28 protein-coding genes are annotated in these 23,985 nt (G+C 65.6%); 20 read left to right on the forward strand and 8 right to left on the reverse strand.

Going from position 1 to position 23,985, the window contains the following annotated elements:
• Nucleotides 1–212: 212 nt before the first annotated feature.
• The 11 genes from trbB to STE01S_RS11465 are packed head-to-tail and all read left to right on the forward strand — an operon-like array spanning nucleotide 213 to nucleotide 9,434.
• Nucleotides 213–1,190 (forward strand): P-type conjugative transfer ATPase TrbB, encoded by a 978-nt coding sequence (gene trbB / locus STE01S_RS11415; protein ID WP_062767749.1) that lies wholly within the window; start codon nucleotides 213–215, stop codon nucleotides 1,188–1,190.
• 2 nt (nucleotides 1,191–1,192) lie between these two features.
• Nucleotides 1,193–1,525: a TrbC/VirB2 family type IV secretion system protein gene (locus STE01S_RS11420; RefSeq protein WP_062767751.1), complete on the forward strand. Its 333-nt coding sequence runs from the start codon at nucleotides 1,193–1,195 to the stop codon at nucleotides 1,523–1,525.
• Nucleotides 1,525–1,794, forward strand: a complete 270-nt coding sequence (locus tag STE01S_RS11425) for a VirB3 family type IV secretion system protein (protein ID WP_037553365.1) — start codon at nucleotides 1,525–1,527, stop codon at nucleotides 1,792–1,794. The genes STE01S_RS11420 and STE01S_RS11425 overlap by 1 nt, the downstream gene beginning before the upstream one ends.
• Nucleotides 1,791–4,232 (forward strand): conjugal transfer protein TrbE, encoded by a 2,442-nt coding sequence (trbE, locus tag STE01S_RS11430; protein ID WP_062767753.1) that lies wholly within the window; start codon nucleotides 1,791–1,793, stop codon nucleotides 4,230–4,232. The genes STE01S_RS11425 and trbE overlap by 4 nt, the downstream gene beginning before the upstream one ends.
• Complete coding sequence (gene trbJ, locus STE01S_RS11435) at nucleotides 4,229–4,945, forward strand: P-type conjugative transfer protein TrbJ (RefSeq protein ID WP_062767755.1); 717 nt, start codon at nucleotides 4,229–4,231, stop codon at nucleotides 4,943–4,945. Before trbE ends, trbJ begins: the two co-directional genes overlap by 4 nt.
• Before the next feature lie 25 nt (nucleotides 4,946–4,970).
• A complete protein-coding gene (gene trbK-alt, locus STE01S_RS11440; protein WP_052182317.1) occupies nucleotides 4,971–5,198 on the forward strand; it encodes a putative entry exclusion protein TrbK-alt in 228 nt (75 codons plus the stop codon).
• Nucleotides 5,195–6,481 carry a P-type conjugative transfer protein TrbL gene (trbL, locus tag STE01S_RS11445; protein ID WP_062767757.1) on the forward strand — a complete coding sequence of 429 codons (1,287 nt, stop codon included), beginning with the start codon at nucleotides 5,195–5,197 and terminating at the stop codon, nucleotides 6,479–6,481. The genes trbK-alt and trbL overlap by 4 nt, the downstream gene beginning before the upstream one ends.
• Before the next feature lie 4 nt (nucleotides 6,482–6,485).
• Nucleotides 6,486–7,169, forward strand: coding sequence for a conjugal transfer protein TrbF (gene trbF / locus STE01S_RS11450; protein ID WP_062767759.1), 684 nt, complete (start codon nucleotides 6,486–6,488; stop codon nucleotides 7,167–7,169).
• Nucleotides 7,166–8,002: a P-type conjugative transfer protein TrbG gene (gene trbG, locus STE01S_RS11455; protein WP_082813307.1), complete on the forward strand. Its 837-nt coding sequence runs from the start codon at nucleotides 7,166–7,168 to the stop codon at nucleotides 8,000–8,002. The genes trbF and trbG overlap by 4 nt, the downstream gene beginning before the upstream one ends.
• Nucleotides 7,999–9,222: a TraB/TrbI/VirB10 family type IV secretion system protein gene (locus STE01S_RS11460; RefSeq protein ID WP_062767761.1), complete on the forward strand. Its 1,224-nt coding sequence runs from the start codon at nucleotides 7,999–8,001 to the stop codon at nucleotides 9,220–9,222. The genes trbG and STE01S_RS11460 overlap by 4 nt, the downstream gene beginning before the upstream one ends.
• Nucleotides 9,219–9,434 (forward strand): DUF2274 domain-containing protein, encoded by a 216-nt coding sequence (locus STE01S_RS11465; RefSeq protein ID WP_062767763.1) that lies wholly within the window; start codon nucleotides 9,219–9,221, stop codon nucleotides 9,432–9,434. The genes STE01S_RS11460 and STE01S_RS11465 overlap by 4 nt, the downstream gene beginning before the upstream one ends.
• A gap of 207 nt (nucleotides 9,435–9,641) precedes the next feature.
• Here STE01S_RS11465 and STE01S_RS11470 read toward each other — a convergent pair whose 3' ends face one another.
• The 7 genes from STE01S_RS11470 to STE01S_RS11500 all read right to left on the reverse strand — a co-directional run bounded on the left by STE01S_RS11470 (nucleotide 9,642) and on the right by STE01S_RS11500 (nucleotide 15,303).
• The gene (locus STE01S_RS11470; protein ID WP_058455252.1) at nucleotides 9,642–10,091 is read right to left on the reverse strand and encodes a DUF202 domain-containing protein; all 450 of its coding nucleotides are present in this window, start codon (nucleotides 10,089–10,091) and stop codon (nucleotides 9,642–9,644) included.
• Nucleotides 10,088–10,747: an MBL fold metallo-hydrolase gene (locus STE01S_RS11475; RefSeq protein ID WP_058455251.1), complete on the reverse strand. Its 660-nt coding sequence runs from the start codon at nucleotides 10,745–10,747 to the stop codon at nucleotides 10,088–10,090. Before STE01S_RS11475 ends, STE01S_RS11470 begins: the two co-directional genes overlap by 4 nt.
• A gap of 47 nt (nucleotides 10,748–10,794) precedes the next feature.
• Entirely contained in the window at nucleotides 10,795–11,268 is a 474-nt protein-coding gene (locus STE01S_RS11480) for a c-type cytochrome (RefSeq protein ID WP_058455250.1), read from the reverse strand.
• A gap of 11 nt (nucleotides 11,269–11,279) precedes the next feature.
• Nucleotides 11,280–12,518: a molybdopterin-dependent oxidoreductase gene (locus STE01S_RS11485; RefSeq protein ID WP_058455249.1), complete on the reverse strand. Its 1,239-nt coding sequence runs from the start codon at nucleotides 12,516–12,518 to the stop codon at nucleotides 11,280–11,282.
• Between the two features lie 87 nt (nucleotides 12,519–12,605).
• Complete coding sequence (locus STE01S_RS11490; RefSeq protein ID WP_231729122.1) at nucleotides 12,606–13,760, reverse strand: TDT family transporter; 1,155 nt, start codon at nucleotides 13,758–13,760, stop codon at nucleotides 12,606–12,608.
• Nucleotides 13,757–14,626 (reverse strand): LysR family transcriptional regulator, encoded by an 870-nt coding sequence (locus tag STE01S_RS11495; protein WP_058455248.1) that lies wholly within the window; start codon nucleotides 14,624–14,626, stop codon nucleotides 13,757–13,759. The genes STE01S_RS11490 and STE01S_RS11495 overlap by 4 nt, the downstream gene beginning before the upstream one ends.
• A 77-nt stretch (nucleotides 14,627–14,703) precedes the next feature.
• Nucleotides 14,704–15,303 (reverse strand): uracil-DNA glycosylase, encoded by a 600-nt coding sequence (locus STE01S_RS11500; RefSeq protein WP_058455247.1) that lies wholly within the window; start codon nucleotides 15,301–15,303, stop codon nucleotides 14,704–14,706.
• 123 nt (nucleotides 15,304–15,426) lie between these two features.
• On the opposite strand from STE01S_RS11500, the gene STE01S_RS11505 reads away from it, so the two are divergent.
• The 8 genes from STE01S_RS11505 to STE01S_RS11540 all read left to right on the forward strand — a co-directional run bounded on the left by STE01S_RS11505 (nucleotide 15,427) and on the right by STE01S_RS11540 (nucleotide 22,277).
• Nucleotides 15,427–15,906 (forward strand): hypothetical protein, encoded by a 480-nt coding sequence (locus STE01S_RS11505; protein ID WP_058455246.1) that lies wholly within the window; start codon nucleotides 15,427–15,429, stop codon nucleotides 15,904–15,906.
• Between the two features lie 8 nt (nucleotides 15,907–15,914).
• Nucleotides 15,915–16,283 (forward strand): CopM family metallochaperone, encoded by a 369-nt coding sequence (gene copM, locus STE01S_RS11510; RefSeq protein WP_120694178.1) that lies wholly within the window; start codon nucleotides 15,915–15,917, stop codon nucleotides 16,281–16,283.
• Complete coding sequence (locus STE01S_RS11515; RefSeq protein ID WP_120694179.1) at nucleotides 16,280–17,713, forward strand: YncE family protein; 1,434 nt, start codon at nucleotides 16,280–16,282, stop codon at nucleotides 17,711–17,713. Before copM ends, STE01S_RS11515 begins: the two co-directional genes overlap by 4 nt.
• Before the next feature lie 138 nt (nucleotides 17,714–17,851).
• Nucleotides 17,852–18,481, forward strand: coding sequence for a hypothetical protein (locus STE01S_RS20400; RefSeq protein ID WP_058455243.1), 630 nt, complete (start codon nucleotides 17,852–17,854; stop codon nucleotides 18,479–18,481).
• A 56-nt stretch (nucleotides 18,482–18,537) separates the two neighbouring features.
• Nucleotides 18,538–19,077 carry a hypothetical protein gene (locus STE01S_RS11525; protein WP_058800252.1) on the forward strand — a complete coding sequence of 180 codons (540 nt, stop codon included), beginning with the start codon at nucleotides 18,538–18,540 and terminating at the stop codon, nucleotides 19,075–19,077.
• A 17-nt stretch (nucleotides 19,078–19,094) separates the two neighbouring features.
• Nucleotides 19,095–20,462, forward strand: coding sequence for a 7-cyano-7-deazaguanine synthase (locus STE01S_RS11530; RefSeq protein WP_156416692.1), 1,368 nt, complete (start codon nucleotides 19,095–19,097; stop codon nucleotides 20,460–20,462).
• Nucleotides 20,459–21,634 carry a helix-turn-helix domain-containing protein gene (locus STE01S_RS11535; RefSeq protein WP_197409123.1) on the forward strand — a complete coding sequence of 392 codons (1,176 nt, stop codon included), beginning with the start codon at nucleotides 20,459–20,461 and terminating at the stop codon, nucleotides 21,632–21,634. Before STE01S_RS11530 ends, STE01S_RS11535 begins: the two co-directional genes overlap by 4 nt.
• The gene (locus STE01S_RS11540; protein ID WP_058455239.1) at nucleotides 21,609–22,277 is read left to right on the forward strand and encodes a hypothetical protein; all 669 of its coding nucleotides are present in this window, start codon (nucleotides 21,609–21,611) and stop codon (nucleotides 22,275–22,277) included. Before STE01S_RS11535 ends, STE01S_RS11540 begins: the two co-directional genes overlap by 26 nt.
• 87 nt (nucleotides 22,278–22,364) lie before the next feature.
• Here the strand turns inward: STE01S_RS11540 and STE01S_RS11545 are convergent, their stop codons facing one another.
• Entirely contained in the window at nucleotides 22,365–23,636 is a 1,272-nt protein-coding gene (locus STE01S_RS11545; RefSeq protein ID WP_062767789.1) for a site-specific integrase, read from the reverse strand.
• Nucleotides 23,637–23,767: 131 nt separating this feature from the next.
• On the opposite strand from STE01S_RS11545, the gene STE01S_RS11550 reads away from it, so the two are divergent.
• On the forward strand, nucleotides 23,768–23,985 hold a 218-nt coding region (locus tag STE01S_RS11550), incomplete at its 3' end, for a transposase (RefSeq protein WP_174531837.1).

Here is a 23,985-nt window from a genome sequence, read left to right on the forward strand (position 1 = left end):
TGTTGTCAAAATCGCGCTCGGCACAACCCGCCGACCTTCATTTAATCGCTTCCGAATCGGAACTGATCGCATCGCGGCCTACGCCATTCCCTGTCTTTCTTACCCACAGTACGACGCGCGCAAATCTCTGTTGAAAATAGTGAATCTCTGCGTCTCTTACTCGTCCCCGTCGAGCCGGGCGTCCTTGCCCGGACCATCCAACGGGGACTATCATGGGCGCAGGGCCGGTCCGTTTCGAGGCGCAGGGGCGTGGTGCCCGCATGCTGCGGACAGCGCTTGGCGGCGCAATTGCCGAGTGGCTTGCCGACCCCGCGGTCATCGAAATCATGCTGAACCCCGACGGTCGGCTCTGGGTCGATCGCCTCGGCGCAGGGATCACCGATAGCGGTATCCTGCTCGCGGCCACCGATGGCGAGCGCATCATCCGGCTCGTGGCGCATCATGTCGGCGCCGAGGTCCATGCCGGGTCGCCGCGCGTGTCGGCCGAGCTTCCCGAAAGCGGCGAGCGCTTCGAGGGTCTGTTGCCGCCCGTGGTCGCGGCGCCGACCTTCGCAATCCGCAAGCCCGCGGTCGCCGTCTTCTCGCTCGGCGATTATGTCGCAGCCGGCATCATGTCCGCACCGGCGGCAGAGGCGCTGCGCTCCGGGGTCGCCGAGCGCCTCAATATCCTCGTCGCCGGCGGAACCGGGACGGGTAAGACGACGCTCACCAATGCCCTGCTCGCCGAGGTTGCCAAGACCAGCGAACGCGTCGTCCTGATCGAAGACACCCGCGAGCTCCAATGCGCGGCTCCGAACCTCGTCGCGATGCGCACCAAGGATGGGGTCGCGTCGCTGTCCGATCTCGTCCGTTCCTCGCTTCGGCTTCGGCCGGACCGCATCCCGATCGGCGAGGTCCGCGGTGCCGAGGCGCTCGATCTTCTGAAGGCGTGGGGCACCGGACATCCCGGCGGCATCGGCACGATCCACGCGGGCAGCGCGATCGGCGCACTCCGCCGCATGGAGCAGCTCATTCAGGAAGCCGTGATCACGGTCCCGCGGGCCCTCCTCGCAGAAACGATCGATCTCGTTGCCGTTCTCGTGCGCGACGGCGCCGGGCGGCGCCTTGCCGAACTCGCCCGCGTCGACGGTCTCGATGCGTCGACCGGCGACTATCGCATCACCCCCCTCTTTACCCCCGAAGGAGACTGACCATGACCCACGCCGCCCGGCGGGAGGCACCGCGCTTCCTGCTCGCCCCGACCGCTCTTTATGTCGCGCTCGTTACCGCCTTCCCGGCTCGGGCCGGTGGCTCGTCGATGCCATGGGAAGCGCCGCTGCAATCGATCCTCGAAAGCGTCGAGGGGCCGGTCGCGAAGGTGATCTCGCTGATCATCATCATCATCACCGGTCTGTCCATCTCGTTCGGCGACACGTCGGGCGGCTTTCGCCGCATGGTCCAGATCGTGTTCGGGCTGTCGATCGCCTTCGCGGCGTCGAGCTTCTTCCTGACCTTCTTTTCCTTCGGCGGCGGAGCCGTCGTCTGATGGATGCTCCGGCCGAAGTCACCGGTTTCTTCGCGCCCGTGCACCGCGCGCTCGCCGAGCCGATCCTGCTCGGCGGCGCGCCGCGCGCCCTCGCGATCGCCAATGGCACGCTCGCGGCCGGGATCGGCCTTGGTCTCCGCCTCTGGATCGCGGGTCTCGTCCTCTGGATCGTCGGCCATGCGCTCTCGGTCTGGGCGGCGCGCCGCGACCCGCAATTCGTCGACGTCGCCAAGCGTCACCTCAAATATCCTGTCTGGATGCGGCCATGATGAACCTCGCCGAATATCGCTCGAAGTCGGCCTGCCTTGCCGATTATCTCCCCTGGGTCGCGCTGGTTGCCGAGGGCGCCGTGCTGAACAAGGATGGCTCCTTCCAGCGAACCGCGTCCTTCCGCGGCCCCGATCTCGACAGCGCCACCCCCGCCGAACTCGTCGCGGTCACCGCCCGGCTCAACAATGCGATCCGGCGCCTCGGCTCGGGCTGGGCCTTGTTCGTGGAGGCGCAGCGGCTGCCATCGAGCGATTATCCCGCATCCTCATTCCCCGATCCGGCATCCGCTCTGGTCGACATGGAGCGCCGCGAGCAATTCCGGGAGGAAGGGGCGCATTTCGAGAGCCGCTATTATCTGACCCTCCTGTGGATGCCGCCGGCCGAGGATGCCTCGCGGGCGGAGGGCTGGCTTTATGAGGGTATGGAGCGCTCGGGGGTCGATCCGAAGGAGCATCTCGCGAGCTTCATCGACCGGTCGAACCGCATCCTTCATCTCGTCGAAGGCTTCATGCCCGAGGCCGAATGGCTCGATGACGGCGAGACTCTGACCTATCTCCATTCAACCGTATCGACGAAGCGGCAGCGGGTCCGGGTCCCCGAGACGCCAGTCTATCTCGACGCGCTGCTGACGGACCAGCCGCTCATCGGCGGGCTTGAGCCCCGGCTCGGCGAGCAGCATCTGCGGACCCTGACGATCACGGGCTTTCCGACCGCCACCTGGCCCGGCCTGCTCGACGATCTCAACCGGCTGGCCTTCGCCTATCGCTGGTCGACCCGCGCGATCATGCTCGACAAAACCGACGCGACAAAACTACTGACGAAAATCCGGCGGCAATGGTTCGCCAAGCGCAAGTCGATCGCGGCGATCCTCAAGGAGGTGATGACCAACGAGCAATCGGCGCTCGTCGACAGCGACGCATCGAACAAGGCCGCCGATGCCGACATGGCCTTGCAGGAACTCGGCGCCGATCATGCCGGCGTCGCCTATGTGACCGCGACCGTAACCGTGTGGGACGCCGACGCGGCCCTCGCCGCGGAGAAGCTCCGGCTGGTCGAGAAAGTCATCCAGGGGCGCGACTTCACCTGCACGATCGAGGGCATGAACGCGATCGAGGCCTGGCTCGGGAGTTTGCCCGGCCACGCCTATGCCAATGTTCGCCAACCGCCGATCTCCACCCTCAACCTTGCCCACATGATCCCCCTGTCTGCCGTGTGGGCGGGGGCGGAACGGGACGAGCATTTCGGGGACGCCCCCTTGCTCTATGGCAAGACCGAAGGCTCGACCCCGTTCCGCCTTTCCCTCCATGTCGGCGACGTCGGTCATTGCCTCGTCGTCGGTCCGACGGGGGCAGGCAAATCGGTGCTGCTCGCGACGATGGCGATGCAGTTTCGCCGCTATCCGGGCTCGCAAATCTTCGCGTTCGATTTCGGCGGCTCGATCCGCGCCGCGGCCCTCGCGATGGGCGGGGACTGGCAGGATCTTGGCGGGGCGCTCCACGATGGCGAGGGCGGCGTGGCGTTGCAGCCGCTCGCCCGGATCGACGAGGCGTCCGAGCGGAGCTGGGCGGCCGAATGGCTCGCCGCGCTGTTCGCGGGCGAAGGCATGATGATCGACCCGGCGGCGAAGGAGCATCTCTGGTCGGCGCTGACTTCGCTCGCGACGGCGCCTGTCGCCGAACGCACGCTGACGGGGCTCGCGGTGCTTCTCCAGTCGCGCGAACTCAAGCAGGCGCTCGCGCCCTATTTGGTCGGCGGACCCTGGGGGCGGCTGCTCGATGCCGACGAGGAGCGCATCGGGGCCGCGCGCGTGCAGGCCTTCGAGACCGAAGGCCTTGTCGGCGCCGCGTCGGCGGGACCTGTCCTGTCCTATTTGTTTCACCGGATCGCCGGACGGCTCGACGGCTCGCCGACGCTCATCATCATCGACGAAGGCTGGCTCGTGCTCGACAGCCCGGCCTTCGCGGCGCAGCTGCGCGAATGGCTGAAGACGCTCCGCAAGAAGAATGCGAGCGTGGTCTTCGCGACGCAGAGCCTTGCCGACATCGAAACCTCGAGCATCGCGCCTGCGATCATCGAAAGCTGTCCGACCCGCATATTCCTGCCGAACGAGCGCGCGCTCGAGCCGCAGATTGCCCGCATCTACGAGCGCTTCGGCCTCAACGACCGGCAGATCGAGATATTGAGCCGGGCGACACCTAAGCGCGACTATTATTGCCAGTCGCGGCGCGGCAATCGCCTCTTCGACCTGGGGCTAGGCGAGGTTGCGCTCGCCTTCACCGCCGCATCCTCGAAGACCGACCAGACGCGCATCGCCGAGCTGTTCGCAGCGCACGGCCCCGAAGGGTTCGCGGCCGCCTGGCTTTCCCACCGCAAGCTCGAATGGGCGGCCGAGCTGCTCCCCACCATTGCCGCCCCCAATGAGGAGTTCCCCCGATGAAGAATTATATCGTCCGCGCCGTCGCTGCCACGACACTTGCGTCCCTGACAGTATCGGGCGCGATGCTGGCCGTCCCGGCGAGCGCGCAGCTCGGCGGCATCGTTCACGATCCGCGCAACTATTCGCAGAATATCCTGACCGCGGCGCGCACGCTCGAGCAGATCAACAACCAGATCAAGCAGCTGCAGAATCAGGCGACCTCACTGATGAACGAGGCGAAGAACCTCAACAGCCTGCCGACATCGACGCTGGGCACGCTCGAGGCGCAGGTCGACCAGACGCGCCAGCTCCTCGCGCAGGCCGAGGGCATCGCGTTCAACGTGTCGGACATCCAGAAGGGGTTCGAGGCGCGCTACAAGGGCGGAGCGCTGACGGGCTCTGCCGCCGAGATGGTCGCCAATGCCGAGGCGCGCTGGAAGGACAGCGTCGGCGCCTTCGAGGATGCGATGAAGGTGCAGGCCGGCATCGTCACGAACATGGGCGGAACGCGGACGTCGATCTCGACGATCGTCGGCGCCAGCCAGTCGGCAACCGGCGCGCTGCAGGCCGCGCAGGCGGGCAACCAGCTGCTCGCCATCCAGTCGCAGCAGATCGCCGATCTCGCCGCCGTCATGAGCGCGCAGGGCCGCGCCGAGATGCTCGATGCCGCGCGCGCCGCCGCAGCCGAGGCCGAAGGCCGCGAACGCTTCCGCCGCTTCCGCAAGGGCAATTGAGATGGGCCGGGCGGGCGGGCTGGTGATGGGGGCAATCGTCCTGGGTCTTGCGCTGACCCTTGCCCTTGTCGCCGCGCTCGATCCGCCCGCGCCCCGTGCGTCCGCTCCCGCGATCTCCGGGGCGGACGCACCCCCCGATTATGGCGACACCCTTCGTCGCTGCCGAACCGCCACCGAAGCCGATCCCGAATGCGAGGCGGCCTGGGAAGCGAAGCGGCGCCATTTCTTCCGGACCGAAAAGAGCAAGCCATGAACGACACCGGCGTTATCGATAATTTCCTGTCGGTCTTCTCGACCTATATCGACAGTGGGTTCGGATTGCTCGGCGGCGAGGTCGGCTTCCTGTCCTCGACGCTGATCGTGATCGACATAACGATCGCGGCGCTCTTCTGGGCATGGGGCACCGACGAGGATGTGCTGCAGCGGCTGGTGAAGAAGACGCTCTATATCGGCGTCTTCGCCTTCATCATCGGCAATTTCCAGGCGCTGGCCACGATATTGCTCGAGAGCTTCGCCGGGCTGGGCCTGAAAGCGGCAGGAAGCGCGATGGCGATCGGCGATTTCATGCGCCCCGGCATGATCGCGTCCACCGGCCTCGACGCGGCCGAGCCCTTGCTCGACGCGACCGCCGATCTTGTCGGCCCGGTGGGGCTCTTCACCAACTTCGTCCAGATCCTGATCCTGCTGATCGCCTGGGTGATCGTCGTGATCGCCTTCTTCATTCTCGCGGTGCAGGTCTTCGTCACGATCCTGGAGTTTAAATTGGTGACGCTCGCGGGATTCGTCCTGCTGCCCTTCGCCTTCTTCGGACGCACCGCCTTCATGGCCGAGCGCGTCCTCGGCCATATCATCTCCTCGGGCATTAAGCTCCTCGTGCTCGCGGTCATCACCGGCATCGGCACGACCCTCTTCCAGCGCTTCATGGACGCCGGGCTCGGGACCGAACCCGACATCCGCGAGGTGATGGCGATCGCACTCGGCGCCTTGACCCTGCTCGGTCTCGGCATCTTCGGTCCGAGCGTCGCCAACGGCATCGTGGCGGGCGGCCCGCAGCTCGGCGCAGGCGCCGCCGCAGGCACGACCCTCGCGGCCGGGGCGACCCTCGCCGCTGGCGCGGCGGGCGCGACGCTGGCGGCCGGCGCGGCGAGCAGCGCCGTCGGTCGCACCGCGCTCGGAGCCTCGCGCGCGTCCGGCAGCGCTTCGGCATCCTACGCCCGGGGCGCGGCTGGGAAGAGCGGGATGCGGGCGTTCGGTGCGGGGCTCGCCAATGTGGCGCGTGACACGGCGCGCGGCGCGGGTTCGCCGCTCCGCGCCGCGGCTGACCGCCTGCGTCAAAGCTATGCCGCGGGGCAGGCGGGCAAGTCCGTGGCCGGCACTGCCACCGCCAGCGACGGCGCGGCGTCGCCCCCGACCTGGGCGGCCGCCATGAAGCGACGGCAGGCCGTCACCTCGGGCGCCACCATCGCCTCGCAGACCCTCAAGGCCGGCGACAGCCATGGCGCCGGCTCCGCTCCCGACATCAGCCAGAAGGATTGAACTCATGTTTCGACGCCCGTCCCAACATTATGGCAAGTCCCCGGTCCCGGTTACGCCCTACCAGCGCGCGGCGCAGGTCTGGGACGACCGCATCGGCTCGGCCCGCACCCAGGCGAAAAGCTGGCGCCTCGCCTTCTTCGGCTGTCTCGCGCTTTCGGGCGGACTCGCCTCGGCGCTCGTGTGGCAGTCGCTGCGCGGCACGATCACCCCTTGGGTCGTCGAGGTCGACATGCTCGGCGAGGCAAGATCGGTGGCGCCCGCCGATGCCGACTATTCGCCGACCGACCCGCAGATCGCATTCCATCTCGCGCGCTTCATCGAGCATGTCCGCTCGATCCCGGCCGATCCGGTGGTGCTCCGCAAGGACTGGCTCAGCGCCTATGACTTCACCACGCCCAAGGGCGCGCAGGCGCTGAGCGATCACGCCCGCGCGAACGATCCCTTTGCCGAAGTCGGCAAGATGCAGGTCGCCGTCGATGTATCGAGCGTGATCCGCGCATCGCGCGACAGCTTTCGCATCGCCTGGACCGAGCGCCGCTATCAGGATGGCAGCCTGGTCGAGACGTCGCGCTGGTCGGCGATCCTGACCACCTCGATCCAGCCGCCCCGCACTCCCGACGCCCTGCGCCGGAACCCGCTCGGCGTTTTTGTCACCGCTATTTCTTGGTCGAAGGAGCTCAGCCAATGATCCGCATTACCCTTCTTCTCGGCGCTGCCGCGCTCGCGCTGCCGGCGCAGGCGGCACCCGCCGATCCGCGCACGCAGGTCGGCCGCGCGAACGACGCGGCGCGCGTCCAGCCCGAGCGCGCGACCTTCCTCAACGCCATCCAGAAATATGCCTGGGCCGATGGCGCGCTGTTCCAAGTCTACACCGCGCCCGGACAGGTCACCGACATCGCATTGCAGGAAGGCGAGGAGCTTGTCGGTCCGGGGCCTGTCGCGGCCGGCGACACCGTGCGCTGGGTGATCGGCGATACGGTGAGCGGGACGGGCGCGTCGCGCCGCGTCCATATTTTGGTGAAGCCCACGCGCCCCGACATCATGACGAATCTGGTCATCAACACCAGCCGTCGGACCTATCACATCGAGCTGCGCGCGACCCCCGCCACCTATATGGCGGCGGTCTCCTGGTCCTATCCGCAGGACGAGCTGATCGCGCTTCGCGCCGCCGAGACCGAACAGGCGCGGCTCGCTCCGGTTGCAGGCGGGATCGATTTCGCGGCGTTGAGCTTTGCCTATCGCATCTCCGGCGCGAAGGTCCCCTGGCGGCCGGTGCGGGTCTTTGATGATGGGCGCCAGCTCTTCGTCGAGTTCGGCGGTGCGATCGCAACGGCGGACATGCCCCCGCTGTTCGCGGTCGGCGAGAAAGGCGCGGCCGAGCTGCTCAACTACCGCGTCGACGGGCGTTACATAATCGTCGACCGGCTCTTCGATCGCGCCGAACTCCGGCTGGGGAGCGGGCGCGGCGCCAAGGCCGTGCGGATCGAACGCGAAACGCCGCGCCCGCGAGGCCGGTCGTGACGGCGCCCGAACAGCAGAGCACAGAGGCTGTGCCCGCCGAGGCCGAGGTCGCGCCGATCGCCCCTGCTAGTCCTGATGCGTTCCGCCTGGCGGGTGAGACGCCGCGGGTCATGCGTCTGTCGCGGAAAACGCTGGCGGTTATCGGCGGGGCCGGCGGTCTTGCGATTGCGGCATCGCTCATGTGGGCGCTGCGAACGCCGGCCCCGGCCGAGCGTCAGGAGCTCCATGAAGCGAGCAACAATGCGCGGCCCGACGCGGTCACCGGAGCACCCGCCGATTATGGCGCTGTGCCGAAGCTCGGTCCGCCGCTCCCCGGCGACCTTGGCCGGCCGATCGTTGCGGCGCAGGGGAGCGGCGAAGCCATCCCCGTCCCGCCGATCGGCGCGGAAGGGCGCAATCCTCCCGATCCGCGCGTGGCGGCCGCCGAACAGGCGCGGCAGCGGGCACTGCAGGAGCGCGAGAGCGCCCAGACGAGCCGGCTCTTTCTGGGGGGCGGAACCGCAAGTTCCGCAGCAACAGATATTGTGTCTGCCGAGGCGGCCGCGCCCGAACAGGCGGCGGAGCCTCGCACGGCCAATGAGGGGCGGCGTCAGTTTCTGGCATCGGGTTCGAAACGGCCCCTCGAAAGTGGCGAGCGGCTGATCGCCCCGAGCTCCGCGCTGATCGTCCAGGCCGGGACTGTCATTCCGGCAGCGCTCATCACGGGCATACGCTCGGACCTTCCGGGCCAGATCAGCGCGCAGGTGACGCAGAATATCTATGACAGTCCGACCGGGCGTATCCTGCTCATCCCGCAAGGGTCGCGGTTGATCGGCGAATATGACAGCGAGATCGCGGCGGGACAGAGCCGGGTTCTCCTCGCATGGGATCGCCTCATCTTGCCTGGCGGACGATCGATCCGCCTCGAACGGCAGCCCGGCGCCGACGCCGCAGGCATGTCGGGGCTGGAGGATCGGGTGAACAATCATTGGGGCCGGATGGTCCGCGCCGCGCTCGTCTCGACCCTGCTCGGGGTCGGGAGCGAGCTCAGCGTCGGCGGCGACGACGAACTCGCCCGGGCGCTCCGCTACGGGATGCAGGACAGCACGAGCCAGGCCGGGCGCCGCATCGTCGAGCGCGAACTGGCGGTGCGTCCGACGCTCACCATCCGGCCGGGTTTCGCGCTCCGCGTAGTCGTTACCCGCGACCTTATTCTCGAGCCACAGGCGGATTGGAGATGAGTCGGCTGCGACTTGGGCCGATCGTCGAGGAGAAGCCGGTCAAGGCTACTGTCGAACTCACGGGCAAGCTTGCGCGCGATCTCGCTGACTATGCGGCGGCACATGCGAAGGAAAATGGCCTGTCGGAGCCGTTGTCGATCGAACGGCTCATACCGCCGATGCTGGAACGGTTCGTCGCGACCGATCGCGGATTTGCCAGGGCGCGGCGCTAGCCGTCGCAGCAAATTTCGAAGCCTCAGCTCAATCGGTTTGTATCGGCAGCTGCGGGCAAACCTGTCGCTCTCCTCGAAATTCAACACACCCTGCACAACGCAGGATGTTATCCGCACAGCCATTGCGCTTATCTGGCTCTATTACTCACTCGAAGACAAGATCCTGCGCCGAGCGCGCATCCGGTACTACAGCTGACGACGCCGCGATCAGGCGAGCCAGAGCCCGATCAGCGCTGCGATCGACACCATGACCAGGAATCCGTTGACGAGGATCAATAGCCAGCCGGGTAGCTTCGCCGTGTCGGGCTTGGGCGGCGGCACACCCGGTGCGAACTCGCGCCAGATCGCGGCGATAAAGCACAGGGCGCTGAATAGGACCAGAACCGAGCCGGTGCCCGCGATCATCCAGTCGGGCACCAGCTTGTCGAGCAAGGCGCGAGCACCGATGCCGGCTGCCAAAGCAGCGAGCCCGGTTCGCACCCAGGCGGCATAGGTCCGTTCGGCCGCGAGGACGGTCCGATCCGCAGCAAGTACTGTGCGGCGATCGGCGCTGTTGGTCTGCTGCTCGGCGCTGGTCGCGAGCTTGTCGGCGCTCTTGACCAACTGCTTGGCCGCGTGGGCGGGCTTTGCCGGGTCCGGCGGGGTGTCGTCGGTCACAGGTCGAACCCGTCACCGGGCTGCTGGAGCCGGTGGAAGGTTATGCCAGCCTTCTCGAAATAGGGCTCATAGGTATCGTAGCGCTGCGTCAGGAACCAGTCGCGGGCATAGCCATCGTGGACCGGGAGCACATGGCTTGGACGCATGGAGCTGGCGAACTCGTAGGCGCCGATCTCGGTCAGGAACGGCGCCATCACCGGCAGCGCCAGCGCCTCAATTCCAGCAAATTGGTGGAGCCGTTCATCAAAGCTATCGCCGGGATTGAGAAGGCGATCATTGACGACGAATGCCAGAACGGCCGGGATTTCTTCGGCGAGGATCGGCTCATGGCGCACCGGCAGGGCACGGACCGTGAATGGTCCAAGGTCGAGCCCTTCCTCTCCGACCTCGCTGACGGTGAAGCCCTGGCTGCGCAACGTGGCTGCGACCTTGTTGCCTCCGAATATCCGCGGTTCGCCATCGCCGACGATGGTGCGTAGCGCCTCGCAGTCGAAATGATCGGGATGGCCGTGCGTAAATAGGATGAAATCCACGTCGCTGAGGTCGCGAGGATCGACGCGCCCATCGACGAACGAGAATTTGCCCGGGTCGAACAGCAGCCGCTTGCCGTCGAGCGTCAGCCGCAGGCAGCTATGCACAAATTTCTCGATACGCATCGGGCGCCTCCTTCATTCAAGCAACGCGGCGCGCGGCGATAAGTCACTCAGCCAGTCCCGCCCGACGCGTCGGGAGCGCCCTGACTTCCGGATTCCTTGCCGGCCGGCGCCGCGCTGCCCTGCTTCGCGCTCAGCGCCGTCAGATAGTCGACGATCGCCGGGATATCCTTTTCCGAGACCGGTGCCTTATAGACCTCCTTCATCTTGGTGACCGTCGCCTTCCACTGGTCGGCCGTGAGCGCGGGCTGGGTCAGCGCCATGCTGGCCGAATGGCACGAGGTGCAGTTCGCATTGATCACGTCGGCGTGCGGTCCGTCAGGATATTGCTGGTCGTCGAGCGGCAGGTCGACCGCGTCCGATGTGAGTGTGAAGCCTCCAAACGCGACACTCGATGGCGCCGGCCCGCTGGGAGCCGGAGGTGGCGGGGCTACACGGCTGCCGGGCGGGCCGATCGCGATTAGTACGAGGGCAGCAAGGCCGACTGCGCCGAACGAGAGCGTGCCGATCGAAGGGACTTTCATCTCGGCTCTCCTCAGGACGCAGTGATGTTGGTGGTTTCGATATTGCCGCGCATGAACCCGCCCGGGTTCCAGATCGGCGCCATCGGCTGCGCGACCCCGGCCGTGTTCCAGCAGCGCGACATCAGCCGCACATTTCCGCGCGCCGGCAGCGGCACCTGCGTGTCCCAGCGGCGGAAGCTGTATTTGCCGTGATCGGGACCGAGGCGGGTGTGATACCAGGTACGCCCGCCGTCGGTGGAGACATCCACCTTGGCGACCCCGCAATCGCCGCCCATCGCGATGCCACCGAGTGGTATCGTCTGGTCAAAGGCAATGGCCTGTCCTTCGCCGAGGCTCGTTACCCAGGAGCGCGGGATCATCCGGTTGATCGGGACGGTCGGGAAGTCCTTGGCACCGGGCTTCACATTGGCGCCAGGCGTCGCCGGGATTTTGTAAGCCTTGGCCATCCAATATTCGTCGTCGGGGCCGGGCAGCACCTCGATGTCGTTGAGCATCTTGACCCAGTAGGTCGAATACCAGCCCGGCACGATCAGCCGGCAGGGAAAGCCGTTGAGCAAGGGCAACTGCTCACCGTTCATGCCGAAGGCGATCATCACCTCGCCGTCGTGGGCGTGATCGATGTCGAGCGCCTTCTCGAAATCCGGCGCGCCGGCGACGACGGGCTGGTCGAGCGCGCCGAAACGCACCTGCACCGCGCCCGGCTTCACGCCGGCAAAATCGAGGATGTCGCGCAGCCGCACGCCGAGCCATTTGGCATTGCCCATCGCACCATTGCCCCATTGTGCGCCGGGCACACGCGGCTGGAACAGGCCGCGGCTGTTGCCCGAGCACTGATTGACCGCGGCCATCTCGACGCGCGGCAGGCGGAGCAGCTGCGCAAGGCTGATCGATAGCGGCCGGTTGACGTGGCCTCGAACGGTGAGCCGAAAGGTATCGACATCGATCGACGTCGGGATATCGGCCCAGTGCCAGCGCACGAAAAACTGGTCGTTGGGAGTGAACACGTCGCGGTCAAACACCTCCATCGGGGTCTCGAGCAGCGGCGGGTGCATGCGCTGGAGGATCATGCTGCCTTTGCCGGGAAAGGCGCTGGTCATCGGCCGTCCGGCATTGCCACCTGGCAGATGGAGATCGACAAGGCTCTGTGCGAGCGCTGGGCCTGCGGCGAGCGCGGCACCGCCCAGTGCGGCCTGGCCGAGGAAACGGCGACGACTGCTTTGCGCGGCGAGCCAGGTGTCGAGCTTGTCCATGATAGCATTCCCTTCTTCGGGCGAACGTGGCCGACCCGGCTCGTCGAGCCAAGCGATCGGATTTTCGATTTTGATCGCCTCAGGCGATCAGTTGGGTGTGGCGATGCAGGGCGATACGAAGAGATGCCCCTTCCATGCGCCGGTCAGCGTCTTGGCGGCGACTACCACCCACATCATGGCGAGGGCAAGGGTGAGCACCGTCCCGACGATCCCGAAGAAGGCGAGGTCGAAGGTCGTACCGAGGCGGAAGGTTGCGACCGTGTTGACGCCGAGCGGGAAGGTATAGCCCCACCAGCCGAGGTTGAACGGGATGCCAGCGCGCCAGTAGCGCCAGGTGATCAGCATCGCGAGCGCCAGCCACCACAGCCCAAAGCCCCAGAGCAGCAGCCCGGCGATGCTGCCGAGGCCCTGTGCCACGCCGGCGATCGACGCGAGGCCGTGTGCGGAAAGGATGGCGGGCGCGTCGCCGCCCAGCACCAGCATGCCCAGCGCACCGGTGCCGATCGGGCCGAGCGCGAGCCAGCTCGACGCGGCCATGCCCTCGTGCGGCAGCTTGTGCAGTGCCATGCGCAGGATGAGCAGCGCGAGGATACTGAAGGCGACCGGCACCGAATAGGCCCAGAGCACATAGGAAGTGAGCAGCGTCACGAACTGAGCATGCGGATCGGCGAGATGCGGCGCGAGCAGGCCGCCGCTCGCCGCCGCGACCTCGGCCGCGACGACTGGAAGTAGCCAGACTGCAGTCATGCCATCTAGGCTGTGCTCGTGGCGAGTGAACATGAAATAGGGAATGACGACACCGCAGGTCACCGCCATCGCAACGTCGATCCACCACAAGACATGCGCTACACCGACGATGCCGTCGCCGAACCGGGCGATCCCAAAGGCGAGGCAGCCGTTGATGATCGTGGCGAGGCCCATCGGGATGGTGCCGATGAACATCGACACCGTGTTATGGCCGAAGATCCGCCGCGCCTCATGGCCGAACAGGATCCAGCGCGCAGAATAGATACCGGTGAAGAGCGCGAAGAGCGCGATATTGAAGAACCAAAGCACCTCGCCGACCGGCTTCAGCGTCGGGCCGATGCCCGGCACCTGCGGAAGCGCCAGTGCGAGGATGCCGGTGCCCATGGTCGCGGCGAACCAGTTGGGCGTGAACTGGCGGATCATCTCGCGGGGATGATCGAGCCGCGAGAGCGGTCGCAGGCCGTCGAGCACGGGCTTGAGATCGCCGGTCATCATCCAAGCTCCTTCACGAGATCGGTCAGCGCATCGGCTGCCCTGGTGCGAAAGCGCTCCTTGTGCCGCAGCGCTTCGAACGGACGCGCCGGCAGTCCGAGGCCAAGATCTTGGAGATGCCCGGCCAAGAGCGCACGGCGGACGACCAGCTCGGACAGCACCGCCACCCCGGCGCCGGCCTCGACCGCCGAACGAACCGCTTCGTTGGACGGCAGGGTCATGCCGATGCGCAGGTCAGCGGGATCGATGCCGCGATGGCGCAGCACTTCCTCGAAGGTCGAGCGCGTGCCCGATCCCTGTTCGCGCACGATCCAGTTGGCCTCGCGGATCCAGTTTTCATCAACATTCCTGGTTCGCTCTGCGCCGACCAGTAGCATCCGGTCCTCGGCGACCTTCCAGTGCGCAAGTGCCGGCTGGTCGACCGAACCTTCGACAAAGCCCAGTTCGGCCGTGCCGTCGAGCACCTGCGCAGCAGCACCGTCGGTGTTTTCGATCACCAGTTCGATGCCGATCAGCGGATGGCGGCGATGAAATTCAGCGAGGCGCGCAGGCAGCCAGTAGCTGGCGATGGTCTGACTCGCGACGATCCGCAGCGTACCGCGCTTGAGACCACCGAACTCCGACAGCGCCAGTTCGGCGCTCGCGGCCCGGCCAAGGACGGCGCGCGCCTCGTCCAGAAACATGCGGCCGGCCTCGGTGAGCTCAATGCCGCGCCCGACCCGGTGAAAGAGCGGCACGTCGTGGCGCGCTTCGAGCGCGGCGATGGCGGCACTCGCCGCCGACTGGGTGACGTTGAGTGCCTCGGCGGCGCGGGTCATATGCTCGCGCTCGGCGACGCCAACGAAAATACGAAGTTGTTCGAGGGTCATATCGATCTCCTGCAGGGATCAATAGACCGGCGCGATCAATCGTTCCAACTTGTTGATTGGATCGTTCCAATCGTCATTTACGATTGGTCGAGCAGGGCCGCTGTTTCGCTGAATGCCGCGCGAAGGCGATCCCCAACCTGCGGACTTGTACAGACGTTGGCCGGGCTGGGGTGCGGCATCGGGATGATCTTGATCGAAGCATCATGCGCCGACACGAGTTGTCCGGCCTTGGTCGCCACCCGGCCGGCCAGCAAGCAGACTTTCAGCTTGGGCAGCAGCGCGAGAAGCCCGGGAAGCGTGGCCAGCCCGGCATCGATCTCGGCTTTGCGCACGGTGCGATTGCGGGCGCCGGGTGGATGCATGATCCAAGGCACGGTGTTCCAGAGCACACAATCGGACCGGTCGATGCCGGCCTCGTCGAGATAGCGCCGCAGATTGCGGGCGGTCCCGGACGGATTGTCGCGCGACACGAAGCGCGTGCGCTCAGGCCCGGGACCCGGGGTTTCGAGAAGCAACAGCAGCCGGGCGTCGATCCCGCCGTCCGCCGGGTCGAAATGCGGCACAGGTCTGCCGTCGGCCAACAGCCCTTCGCGCCAGCATTCGAGCTGTGCGACATGTGTATCCGCCAAGGACTGCCGCCGTCGCTTGATCAGGTCGGGTTCGTCGAGCCAGGCCATTCATCTCCATTCGTGATCGGAACGACAAGTATCATCGGTTGGATCGATGACTGGTGAGCCGTCATCTTGATCACAGGAACAGCGACGCTTCATTTCGCAGCGCTGTCGATCCGGAGATCCGACATGGCAACGCGCATCAAGCAGACCGAGTTTCAGGCCGAGGCACAGGTCGAGCCGGCGGCCAAGCCAGCATTACGGCTGGTCCGGCCCGACGATCCCTATGCGGAGCTGGAGCGTCCGGCGCCCGGCGTCGCCAATCGCGGCGTGCATCCGCATGTGCTGGTCGCGTTGGTCGGCTTCTACGCGATGATGGTGGCGTCCTTCTGGACCTTCTTTGCACGCGATGCCTATGCCGCCAGCGTACTGGTGATGGTGACCCTGTTCATGGTCATCTACTTCTCGCTGATCGTGGGCGGCATCCTGCTTGCCGACAGTCCGGTGCCGGGCGAGCGGCAGCGTAGCTTCGGCGAATTCTTGAACGGTACGGTCGAAATCCTCGCCTTGACGATCAGCGGCCGCGAGGCGACGATGCAAATATTCCTGCTGCCGGCGGCGATGATGACACTGGCTGCCATCATAGGCGTTATCGCGAGACTATCATGAGAAGGGGCATGCGCTTGAAACTGATACTGGGTCTTGCCGGCCTCGGCCTCGCGGCATCTGCAGGCGCGCTCGCAGCGGCGCCGCAGGACTTCGCCACCGACATGGCCGCCGCGATGGAGCAGATGCACCATGAGATGATGGTCGCGCCGTCCGGCGATCCGGACCGCGACTTCGCGGCGATGATGATCCCGCATCACCAGGGCGCGATCGAGATGGCACAGGCGCAGCTGCGCTACGGCAAGGACGAACGCCTGCGCCGTCTCGCGCAGGGCATCATCGTTGAACAGCGTCAGGAGATCGAGGTCATGCAGGCGATCCTTGCCGAGAAGGGCGCACCGCCGAGTGTGCCTCACCAGCATCAGGGAGACGGAAAATGATTATGAATCACCTCAAGACGGCGTTCGCCATGTCCGCCCTCGGCCTGCTTGCAAACACCGCATCCGCGCAGCAGGTGCCCAATGCGACGCCCGACCGGCCGATCAGTTCGCAGGACCGCTTCTATACTTCGGACCAGTTTTCCAACACGGTATCGGTCATCGACCCGTCAACCAACCGGCTGCTCGGCGTCATCAAGCTCGGCGATCTGACGCCCGCCAATCTGAGCCCACTCTACAAGGGTCAGCTTCTGGTCCACGGCATGGGCTTCTCACCCGATGGCAGGACGCTGGCGGTGATCTCGATCGGGTCGAACTCGGTGACCTTCATCGATACGGCCACCAACGCGGTCAAGCACACCGCCTATGTCGGCCGCTCGCCGCACGAGGCGTTCTTCCGTCCCGACGGGCGCGAGGTCTGGGTCAGCGTTCGCGGCGAGGACTATATCCAGGTGCTCGATGGCAAGACGTTCGAACCTGCCACGCGCATCACCGTCCCGAACGGCCCGGGCATGACGATCTTCTCGCCCGACGGCAAATACGGGTACGTTTGCTCGAGCTTCTCGCCCGAGACGGTCGTAATCGACACCAAAGCCAAGAAGATTGTCGGACGTGTCGCCCAAGCTAGCCCCTTCTGCCCCGACATCGCCGCGACCCCCGATGGCAGGCAGGTCTGGCTGACGCTCAAAGATGTCGGCAAGGTGATGGTGTTCGATGCCAAGCCGCCGTTCGCTGTCCTTAAGACGATCGACACCGGCGCCATCACCAATCACGTCAACATCGCCCGCACGTCGCGCGGACAGTTCGCCTATGTGACGGTCGGCACGCAGAATATCGTCAAGGTGTTCCGGACCGATACTTTCGAGCAGGTCGCCGCCGTCCCGGTCGGCGCGCTGCCGCACGGGTTATGGCCTTCGGGCGACGGCACCCGCATCTATGTTGGGCTGGAGAATGGCGACGGCGTTGCGGTCATCGATACTGCGACCAACCGCCTGCTCACGACCATCCCTATCGGTCAGGGGCCGCAGGGCGTCGCCTATGTGCCGGGCGCGGTGCCTTCGGGCGACGGCATGGCCAATCTGGTCCCGCTCGATATGGCCAGCGGCAAGGTCCAGTTGACCCTGTCAGGCCAGGGCCAGAGCCAGGTCACTTTGTTCGATCAGGGGCAGGTCCAGATCCTGCAGGCCGCCGTCGCGGGCCTGCCGTCAAAGCAACCGTTCACGCTTGGACTGGCGACCAAAGCAGACGGGACGGGTGCGATTCAACCTCTTGCCAAATTCATGACCAATCCGGCCGGCGCCGCCATCGTCAACGCCGTCGGGCCGATCCGCCAGATTGTCGCGGATGCTGCCCCGGCCGAGCGTCGTTATTTGGTCATTCGTACAGGTGATCCGGATTCGCAGGGCGCGGTAGTGCAGAAACAAGCCCATTGAAGCCCGCGCGCTGCTGGCTACGAATTGAACGCAGCGGCGTTTCTTGCTCTTTGGCTCCCACGTCTCTGAAGGGAAGCTCATCGAACGTCCGCGTTTACCGAAAGCCGACGGACGCCGTCTGACCTGCTAACGACGGCTTTGTCCCAGATTTTGCCTGTCCAGGGGATCCGGACGCTTACCCTGGCCGTCCATGATGTTGCCTTGGGCCGGTTCGAGGCGATCGAGACTTTCTGTGTCGATCATGCCCTTGTATTCGCGCGCTGGGCTGGCGGCGCTCCCGGGGCGTTCGGCCCGGAGCGGGTGGTTTTTGACGGCACGACCGTTCGGCGTTTCAGCGCCTCGGACGATGACGAAATCCTGATCTCGGCGGAAACGGTGCGCGGTCTCGGCAGCTACGCGGCGGTGCTGTCGCATCTCGCAGCGGCGGAATTGGAGGTACCCCGTTCCGAATCGACGGCAGAAGCTGAGGGCAAAGCGAAACCGGTCGGTGTCGACACCTCCCCGCCAGAGGATGCCGCATACCCGCGACGGCGGCGAAGCCGGCGTGATCAGTTTGCCATCGGGTTCGCGGACTTTCGCCAGCGTCGAATAGGCACCCGAAATGTCGCTTCCGGACCTGCAGTCCGCCTGAGCACCGACAAGTCTGCGGAGGCCCCGAGACGACCAGCGGGTTGGCCGCTGGCGACCGACTGCGCCTGCTCGGGGAAGGCAATATGCGAGAAATGTCAGCTTTATAAAAAATTATTATTGACAATGTCAGATTGCTAATTAGTTAGCGTGGCAGGAGATCTGCCATGAGTGATGGGCCCTATCGTTCACTGCCTATGTCGCCACGTTGGAAGCTCGCGGCCAAATGCGCTTATGTTGAGGCTTTCTCGACCCGCGAGATTGCCGACGCGCTGCATGCTGCTGCCGAGCGGGATTGCCGCGCCGAATTGTCGCCAGGCTTTCTCAGCAGGGTGTCCAGCCTGATCATCGGCCCTGATGAACCTGGCCTATTTCGCGACCTCCCCGTTGCCGATCTCCGCGCGATGCACTCCCAGGCCAGTTCGCCGATGGAGGCGAGCTTCCTTCGGAACGCGGTCGATGCCCTCAATGACGGTTGCGCTCCGGCCGACGCCCTGCAACAGGCGGCCGAGGGCACCGTCTCCGACCGGCTGCTCGCAGGATTTCGCCAGGTCGAAGAGCATATGTTCCGCGAGGCGTCCGGCCAGCGCGCTCGCGCTGTGCGGTCGCGTCTCGAAGGCGCGCATGGCGAGATCGATATTTCCGCGGTGGCGCGGCAAGTGCTTCGCACCGCGGATGCCCCGCAGGCTCCGGCCGCTGCCACCTATTCCGGCCTAGACGACGGAGTGCCGCTGTGAATGTGAAGGCTTATCATGTGGCGGATGCGGAAGGCGTTCGGATCGACGCCGTGGAGGAAGACGAGCCGCTGCGTGACGGGGCGCAGGGCGCGATCCTTGGCAAGAGCATCACGCTGTCGATTGAGGGGCTGAAGGACTTCTTCTTCGCGGATTGGCATCCCGAGCTGGTCGACCTGATGATCATCGCTGCCGCCGTCGAATATTGCGATCTGAGCGTGCGCCGTCCGGCGTGGGGCTGGGCGCGCGCCTTCGATCTGCGCGTCGCCGTTCATGACGACAGCCTCTGGAACAAGCCATCGGTGCGACAAGCGCTGGGGGAAGCACTTGCCTTTCTCACCGGCGACCGCTGGGCGTTGAGCTTCGTCCGGCGCCAGCACGATGTCGTCGAGGTCGGTCCGCGTAAGCTTGATCTCTCGATCCCCGACAAGATCATCATGCCCTATAGCGATGGTCTCGATTCACGGGCCGTGGCCGCCCTCGTCGCGGCAAAGGAGAAAGGCGGGCTGGTGCGGGTCCGTCTCGGCACCAAGGGGGCCGACACTAAAGGGACGCCGCGCAAGCAGCGGCGGTTCACTGCGGTTCCGTTCGATGTGAAGCTGGGCAAGCGCCAGCGCGTCGAATCCTCCGCGCGGTCACGCGGGTTCAAGTTCGCGATGATCACTGGCATCGCCGCGCAGCTGGCGAAGGTCGATCGGATTGTCGTCACCGAGAGCGGACAAGGCGCACTCGGTCCGATCATCGCGTCGAGCGGTCAGATCTATCCCGATTATCGCGTGCATCCCGCCTTCACTCAGCGGATCGAGAAGCTGTTCGCGGCCATGGGAAAAAGCGTCCCGACCTACGAGTATCCGCGCATCTGGTATACGAAGGGCGAGACTCTTGCCGCGGCTCACGCGCTGGAGGCTGCTCCGACCTGGCACGACACGCGCTCGTGCTGGCAGGATTCGCGGCGTGTCAGTTTCGGCGGCCGCCGACGCCAGTGCGGCATCTGCGCGGCCTGCATGCTGCGCCGCATGAGCATGCACACCGCCGGGATCGTCGAGGCATCCGACGAATATATCTGGGAAAATCTCGGTGCGAGCGACATTCACGGCGGCACCGTCAAAGGGTTTGCCCGGATGAGCAAGGCATTCGAGGATTATGCGATCGCGGGGATTCTTCACCTTGATCATCTCGCCGCCCTCGCGCGCTCGGACTTGCATCGCCGCGCAGTGCGGCGCGTTGCGCATGAAACCGCCGACGGGCTCGGGATAGAAGCGGCGGTCGCCGAGCGGGAAATGTTCGATCTGCTCGAACGGCACCGGTCGGAATGGCTCGCCTTTCTCGCGAGCCTCGGCAAGGAATCGTTCGTCTCGCGGATCGCGATGGTGTCGCCATGGCAATGATCACCGGATCCCTGACCGCCGAAGGCATTGGCGAGCTGCTGCGCGACGCGCGCGAGAATGCCAAGATGACCCAGGCGGCGGCTGCGGCGGCGCTCAATGTCGCCCGCACCACACTTGTCGCGATCGAGCAGGGGCAACGCCGCGCGCGCGTCGATGAACTGCAGAAGCTGGCTGCGCTCTATGGAACTTCGCTCAACGTGCTGCTCCGGCAGGACAGCGCGAAGGTCGATCTGCGGCCGCGCTTCCGCAAAGCCGGCGAGCAGGGCGACGAGATCGATCCGGCGATCAACCTGCTCAACAGCCTTGTCCAGGCCGAACTCGAGCTGGAAAATCTCCTTGGCATCAAGCGCGTGCGGTTCGATCCGCCCGAGCGCCCACTGTTGCCGGGCAATGTCCTGCTCCAGGCCGAACAGGATGCGTGGGAGCTGCGGCAGCTGCTGGGGCTCGGCCTGGCGCCGATCCACGACATTGTCTCCTTGCTCGAACTGCAGCTGGGCGCCAGAGTGTTCATCCGCCGCATCGACCCGAAGATTTCGGGTCTCTATGCCTTTGACGATGCGATCGGCGCGTGCATTCTTTTGAACGCCGCCCATCCGCGCGACCGGCGCACCCAGACCGGGGCGCATGAGCTTGGCCATTTCATTTCGACCCGGAGGTCGCCGGACGCGCTCCATGCCAATTCCCCCGAATCCAGCCGCGAAGAGCGTTATGCCAATGCGTTCGGGCGCTGCTTCCTGACCCCGGCGAGGGCTGTTGCGGCCAAGTTCCAAGAGCTGACCGCGGGCGCGGCGAAGCTCACTCGCCGCCATATCATCCTGCTCGCGCATTATTTCGGTGTGTCGCGCGAGGCGATGGTGCGCCGGCTCGAGGAACTTGGCCTAACTAAGGCGGGGACCTGGGACTGGTTCGCGCATCAGGGCCGCATCACCGACGTCCAGGCGCGCGAAGTGCTCGGCGACGCGATTCCGGCCGACGATGCGCGCGCGGACGCACGGCGCCAGGTGTCGATGCGCATGAGCCTCATGGCGAGCGAGGCATGGCGCCGCGAGCTGATCAGCGAAGGCCAGGTCGCGCGTCTGCTGCATATCGACCGCGTGGATGCCCGCGCGCTGATCGACGAGTTCGAAGCGGAAGGAGCGGAGACCGATGAGTCCCCCTCGTTCCTGCTTTGATGGCGGCCGTCCGCTCGTCGCGGATGCCAGCGTCTGGATCAACATCATCGCAGGGGGACAGGCCATCGCGATCCTTCGAGCGCTTGTCCGCCCGCCCATCCTGCCTCGCATTGTGCTCGGTGAACTTGAGCGAGGCCGCGACAAGGGGCGAGCGACGGCCGAGAGGATGGCCGAGCTGATCGAGATGGGGCTGGTCGAAGTCGCCGAGCTGCACGCGGACGCAGAAGCCTTGTTCATGGGGTTCGTCGTCGGTTCGATCAGCGAGACGCTCGACGATGGTGAGGCCGCAACTTTGGCGCACGCCCTCCAGATCGGCGGTACCGCGATGATTGACGAGCGCAAGGCGATCGGCCTCGCTAGTCGGCGCTTCCCGGCCTTGCCAATCGTTAGCTCGGCAGAATTGCTACTGAGTCCGGTGACGCGCGGCGTGCTGAATCAAGAAGAGATAGCGGTCATGCTTCATGCCGCCCTGCAAGGCGCCCGGATGCGGGTTCCAGACGAATATCTTGCCGAGGTTTGCCGGATTCTTGGGCCCGTCCGGGCCGCCGATTGCACGAGCCTGCCGGCTGCATTGCGGAGCAAGTCGATGCTGGTTTCGAAAGGGGAACGAGGCGACCTTGCCGGGAGGCGCTATGAGCTATGACATTGCTGAAGGCCAGCGCATTCCCGGAGTAGCCGCGCACTCGATCGACCCGATCAATCCGCGCTCCGGATGCGCTGACCGAAAGAGTCATTGAGCGAACTTCATCTTTGCCGCCTTCCGCACGCCAGTCTCGAGATGTTTTGCGATCTCGTCCGAAGTGCGGCTGACCGCCAGCTTCACAGCTTCATCGATATGAACATAGTCCTGCGTCACACTTTGCGACGCGTGGCCTAGCATCGCGCGGATCGTGAGCTCGGAGAAGCCGAGTTCGCCAGCCATGCTCCCGAAGGTGTGGCGCAGCGTATGCGGCGTTACACCCTCGATGCCGGCCGAGCGGCACAGGCGAGCCAGGCAGTCGCTGACGGCGGTAAAAGGGCCTTCGCCATTCGACGCGGGAAAGACGTAGGGGCAGCCGGCAATTTCGGGCTGTGCGACAACGATCTTGACCGCCTCGGGTCCGATCGCCCGATATTGCGCGTCGCTCTTCGTGTCGGGGAACGCGACGTAACCGCAGATGGGGTTGACCCACTGCCGCTGCAGTGCCTGCGCCTCTTCCCGCCGATAGCCGGTCAGAAGGAGAGTCCTGACAATTGCGAGCGCAACGGGGTTCTCGGAACTCAGTTCGGCCCGGCCGATCGCCCGACCGAGCAGCTCGATCTCGGCGATGCTGAGACGCCGGGTCTTTTTCTTGGTTGCGAGCTTCTTCGCGCCCTTCGTGGGGTGTTCGGCAATCAGTCCCTTATGCTTTGCATGGCCGAGAATGGCCTGAAGGGTGCCGAGGCTCCTCCCGGCGACGCCGGCACCGCCCGTCGGGCGGCCGCCGCGCCCGCCCGAAGGAGGCTTTCGGGTTTGACCGGTGGCGATGTCATTTTGCATGGCCTCGACGTCGGCGATCGTCAGCTTCCGCACGAGGCGTTTACCCGTCAGCGGGATGATATGCGTCCGGATGCGGCTCTCATCCATGTTGAGCGAGGTGTCCTTGATCGGGCGGTTCTTCCGTCCAAGAATGCGGCCGGCCCGCGCTTCGACGAGATACCATTCGCACATCTCGGCGACATTGAGATCCTTCCGTACCCGGCGCGACTCCTCTGCGGGATCTTCGCCAGAGGCGACCTTGCCCAACTGGATCTTTGCCAACTCGCGGGCTTGCTCGACCGTCATCACGCCGAAGCGCCCGATCTTCACTCGCCGAACCCGGCCTTCCTCATTCATATACTGGATGACGAAGGTTTTCGTCCCGGTTGCGCCGACACGGACACCGAAACCTTTGATCTCGGTATCCCAAAGAAATGCCTGGCCTGTCGCTGGTGCAGCCAGCGCATCGACCGTCCGCGTTAGCGTCCGCGCTCGTGGTGTAATTTCCGGTGTAGGCGATGGTGTATTCCGGGGTGGGGCATGCCCCACCCCGGAATGCGGCGTCGCTGGTGGCCACCGGGTTCATCGTTATGGTGGAGTTTGCACACTTCAACCGTGACGAAGAGGAGTTCCCGATGACCGAGGACAGATTACTGATCGAAGAGCTTGCTGCGAAGGGCGGCCAACCGGATTTTTTGCGCACCATCGCCGAGAACGTGCTGCAGCTGATCATGGAGGCCGACGTTGATGGCCTGATCGGCGCGGGTCGCCACGAACGCAGCAGCGAGCGCGCGACCTGGCGCAACGGCTATCGCGACCGTTCGCTGGATACCCGGGTAGGCACGCTGAACCT

Source organism: Sphingopyxis terrae subsp. terrae NBRC 15098, from assembly GCF_001598815.1.
Lineage (GTDB): Bacteria > Pseudomonadota > Alphaproteobacteria > Sphingomonadales > Sphingomonadaceae > Sphingopyxis > Sphingopyxis terrae.

Bases quoted from the DNA above. Each gene is read 5' to 3' on its own strand.
- trbB (WP_062767749.1), top strand. From the start codon at position 213: ATGGGCGCAGGGCCGGTCCGTTTCGAGGCGCAGGGGCGTGGTGCCCGC.
- STE01S_RS11420 (WP_062767751.1), top strand. From the start codon at position 1,193: ATGACCCACGCCGCCCGGCGGGAGGCACCGCGCTTCCTGCTCGCCCCG.
- STE01S_RS11425 (WP_037553365.1), top strand. From the start codon at position 1,525: ATGGATGCTCCGGCCGAAGTCACCGGTTTCTTCGCGCCCGTGCACCGC.
- trbE (WP_062767753.1), top strand. From the start codon at position 1,791: ATGATGAACCTCGCCGAATATCGCTCGAAGTCGGCCTGCCTTGCCGAT.
- trbJ (WP_062767755.1), top strand. From the start codon at position 4,229: ATGAAGAATTATATCGTCCGCGCCGTCGCTGCCACGACACTTGCGTCC.
- trbK-alt (WP_052182317.1), top strand. From the start codon at position 4,971: ATGGGGGCAATCGTCCTGGGTCTTGCGCTGACCCTTGCCCTTGTCGCC.
- trbL (WP_062767757.1), top strand. From the start codon at position 5,195: ATGAACGACACCGGCGTTATCGATAATTTCCTGTCGGTCTTCTCGACC.
- trbF (WP_062767759.1), top strand. From the start codon at position 6,486: ATGTTTCGACGCCCGTCCCAACATTATGGCAAGTCCCCGGTCCCGGTT.
- trbG (WP_082813307.1), top strand. From the start codon at position 7,166: ATGATCCGCATTACCCTTCTTCTCGGCGCTGCCGCGCTCGCGCTGCCG.
- STE01S_RS11465 (WP_062767763.1), top strand. From the start codon at position 9,219: ATGAGTCGGCTGCGACTTGGGCCGATCGTCGAGGAGAAGCCGGTCAAG.
- STE01S_RS11475 (WP_058455251.1), bottom strand. From the start codon at position 10,747: ATGCGTATCGAGAAATTTGTGCATAGCTGCCTGCGGCTGACGCTCGAC.
- STE01S_RS11480 (WP_058455250.1), bottom strand. From the start codon at position 11,268: ATGAAAGTCCCTTCGATCGGCACGCTCTCGTTCGGCGCAGTCGGCCTT.
- STE01S_RS11485 (WP_058455249.1), bottom strand. From the start codon at position 12,518: ATGGACAAGCTCGACACCTGGCTCGCCGCGCAAAGCAGTCGTCGCCGT.
- STE01S_RS11490 (WP_231729122.1), bottom strand. From the start codon at position 13,760: ATGATGACCGGCGATCTCAAGCCCGTGCTCGACGGCCTGCGACCGCTC.
- STE01S_RS11495 (WP_058455248.1), bottom strand. From the start codon at position 14,626: ATGACCCTCGAACAACTTCGTATTTTCGTTGGCGTCGCCGAGCGCGAG.
- STE01S_RS11500 (WP_058455247.1), bottom strand. From the start codon at position 15,303: ATGGCCTGGCTCGACGAACCCGACCTGATCAAGCGACGGCGGCAGTCC.
- STE01S_RS11505 (WP_058455246.1), top strand. From the start codon at position 15,427: ATGGCAACGCGCATCAAGCAGACCGAGTTTCAGGCCGAGGCACAGGTC.
- copM (WP_120694178.1), top strand. From the start codon at position 15,915: ATGCGCTTGAAACTGATACTGGGTCTTGCCGGCCTCGGCCTCGCGGCA.
- STE01S_RS11515 (WP_120694179.1), top strand. From the start codon at position 16,280: ATGATTATGAATCACCTCAAGACGGCGTTCGCCATGTCCGCCCTCGGC.
- STE01S_RS11525 (WP_058800252.1), top strand. From the start codon at position 18,538: ATGTCGCCACGTTGGAAGCTCGCGGCCAAATGCGCTTATGTTGAGGCT.
- STE01S_RS11535 (WP_197409123.1), top strand. From the start codon at position 20,459: ATGATCACCGGATCCCTGACCGCCGAAGGCATTGGCGAGCTGCTGCGC.
- STE01S_RS11540 (WP_058455239.1), top strand. From the start codon at position 21,609: ATGAGTCCCCCTCGTTCCTGCTTTGATGGCGGCCGTCCGCTCGTCGCG.